The following is a 2066-nucleotide window of genomic DNA, read 5'->3' on the forward strand; positions in this document are numbered from 1 at the left end:
CCCGACCTGCCTGCCGGGCCGGGCGTCGGCGGCGCGCTGGACCGGGTGGTGCGGGCGGGCCTCGTCCGGGCCGGACCGGACGAGGAACGGTGCGACCTGTGCGCCGCCCCCCTGCCGAGCGACCACCGGCATCTGCTCGACGAGGCGGCCGACACGCTGCAGTGCCTGTGTCGGGCCTGCGCGCTGCTGTTCGACCGGGACGCCGCCGCGCGCGGCCACTACCGGCTCATCCCGCAGCGGCGGCTGCGCGTCGCCGACCTGGACCGGCTGACCGACCTGGACCGTGGCGGGTCCGATCCCCGCACGCTGGGTATCCCGGTCGGGTTGGCGTTCGTCATTCCCGGCGACGACGGCGAGGTGCAGGCCCGATACCCGAGCCCGATCGGCGCCACCCGCTGGGAGCTGGAGCCGGCCGCCTGGCGTCGGCTCGTCGCCAGGGCGCCGGTGCTGGCCGGGCTGACCCCCCGGGTCGAGGCGCTGCTGGCGAACACCGCGCGCCATCGCCGGGAGTTCTGGATCGTCCCGATCGACGACTGCTATCGGCTCGTGGCCATCGTCCGGCGCGAGTGGACGGGGTTGTCGGGGGGCAGCCGGGTCTGGCCCGCGGTCGACGATTTCTTCGCCGCGCTGCCCGAGCGTTCGCGCCGCGGCTCCCCGCTGGGCCGTGGCGGCAGGCCGGCTGCCGCGGGCGACTGACCAGGGCGGCCGACCGACAGCGCCGCGAGCCTAGGGAGGGAACACATCATGGCACCGATCCGAGTCGGCGAGCCGGACGTCCGTCCGGACGCGACCGCGCACGTGGCGGGGGTCCGCGAGGGCAACGCCGTCGGTTCCTACGAGATGGAGCCGGGTCATCACAGCGACGGCACCGCCGACGCCCGCCGCTCGACCGGCATCCGGCCGCAGGACCGCGACCCGATGTCGCCGAGCATGCCCAACCTGCCCCCGGGCTAGCCGGCGCGCACCGCAGCGCCGTCCCGGGGCCGTCCCAGGCCGTTTCGAGGAGGGAAGTCGATGAGCAACCGGAAGAAGTTCCTGGCCGCCGCCGGCGCCGGCGTGGCCGGCATGATGTGGCGGGAGTACCCGTCCATCGTCCGGTACCTGCGCATCAAGCGGATGTGACGGTGAGCAGCCCGACCCGGGCCGCCCCCGCCCCCGCCCCAGCGTCTGGTCCCACGTCTGGTCCCGCTTCCTGGGCGGCGACGCCCGTCGGCGGCGCTGCCGGGCAGTCCGCGTCCGTTGGCCCGCGGCGACGGCGGATCACCGTGCGTGGTCTGGTGCAGGGCGTCGGCTTCCGGCCCTTCGTCCACGCGGCCGCGACCGACCTGGCGTTGGCGGGCTGGGTGTGCAACGACAGCGACGGCGTGATCGTCGAGGTCGAGGGTCCACCCGGCGCGCTGGCGGAGTTCGGCCGGCGGCTGACCGCCGACGCCCCGCCGCTGGCCGTGATCGAGCAGGTCACGGCGACGGACCTGGCGCCCCGCGGCGACGCGGCGTTCACGATCGCCCATTCCCACGCGGGAGACGCCCCGCACACGATGGTGTCCCCGGACGTCGCGACCTGCCCGGACTGTCTGCGTGAACTCGCCGACCCGGCCGACCGCCGCCACCGCCACCCGTTCATCACCTGCACCAACTGCGGACCGCGATTCACGATCATCACCGGGCTGCCGTACGACCGGCCGGCGACGACGATGGCCGGGTTCCCGATGTGCCCCGCCTGCGCGCGGGAGTACCGCGACCCGCGGGATCGCCGCTTCCACGCGCAGCCGATCGCCTGCCCGGACTGCGGGCCCCGCCTGGAGTTCGTCGCGCCGACGGGACCGGCGGTCCTCGGCGAGGAGGCCCTGGCGGCGGCGGCCCGGCTGCTGACCGGCGGGGGCATCGTCGCGGTGAAGGGCATCGGCGGGTATCACCTGGCCTGCCTCGCCACCGACCAGGCGGCCGTGGCGACACTGCGGCGGCGCAAGCGGCGCGGCGACAAGCCGTTCGCCGTCATGGTCGCCGACCTCACCGCCGCTCGGCGCCTCGCCCACCTCGACCAGGCGCAGGCGGCGGTACTGGCC

At 75.7% G+C, this 2066-nt stretch carries 4 protein-coding genes; all 4 read left to right on the forward strand.

Annotated features, from left to right (window positions below; translation table 11 throughout):
* Positions 1-6: 6 nt before the first annotated feature.
* Positions 7-696: a DUF5947 family protein gene (locus ND748_RS30665; protein ID WP_251749784.1), complete on the forward strand. Its 690-nt coding sequence runs from the start codon at positions 7-9 to the stop codon at positions 694-696.
* Between the two features lie 48 nt (positions 697-744).
* Positions 745-954, forward strand: a complete 210-nt coding sequence (locus ND748_RS30670; RefSeq protein WP_251749780.1) for a hypothetical protein — start codon at positions 745-747, stop codon at positions 952-954.
* A 60-nt stretch (positions 955-1014) separates the two neighbouring features.
* The gene (locus ND748_RS35205) at positions 1015-1122 is read left to right on the forward strand and encodes a hypothetical protein (protein WP_374216082.1); all 108 of its coding nucleotides are present in this window, start codon (positions 1015-1017) and stop codon (positions 1120-1122) included.
* Positions 1123-1265: 143 nt separating this feature from the next.
* Positions 1266-2066, forward strand: an 801-nt coding sequence (locus ND748_RS30675) for an acylphosphatase (RefSeq protein WP_251749782.1), incomplete at its 3' end; no start/stop codon positions are given.

The sequence above is a fragment of the Frankia sp. AiPs1 genome (assembly GCF_023716945.1).
Lineage (GTDB): Bacteria > Actinomycetota > Actinomycetes > Frankiales > Frankiaceae > Frankia.

Excerpts from the sequence above, each read along its gene's own strand:
- ND748_RS30670 (WP_251749780.1), top strand. The coding sequence starts at position 745 with ATGGCACCGATCCGAGTCGGCGAGCCGGACGTCCGTCCGGACGCGACC.
- ND748_RS35205 (WP_374216082.1), top strand. The coding sequence starts at position 1,015 with ATGAGCAACCGGAAGAAGTTCCTGGCCGCCGCCGGCGCCGGCGTGGCC.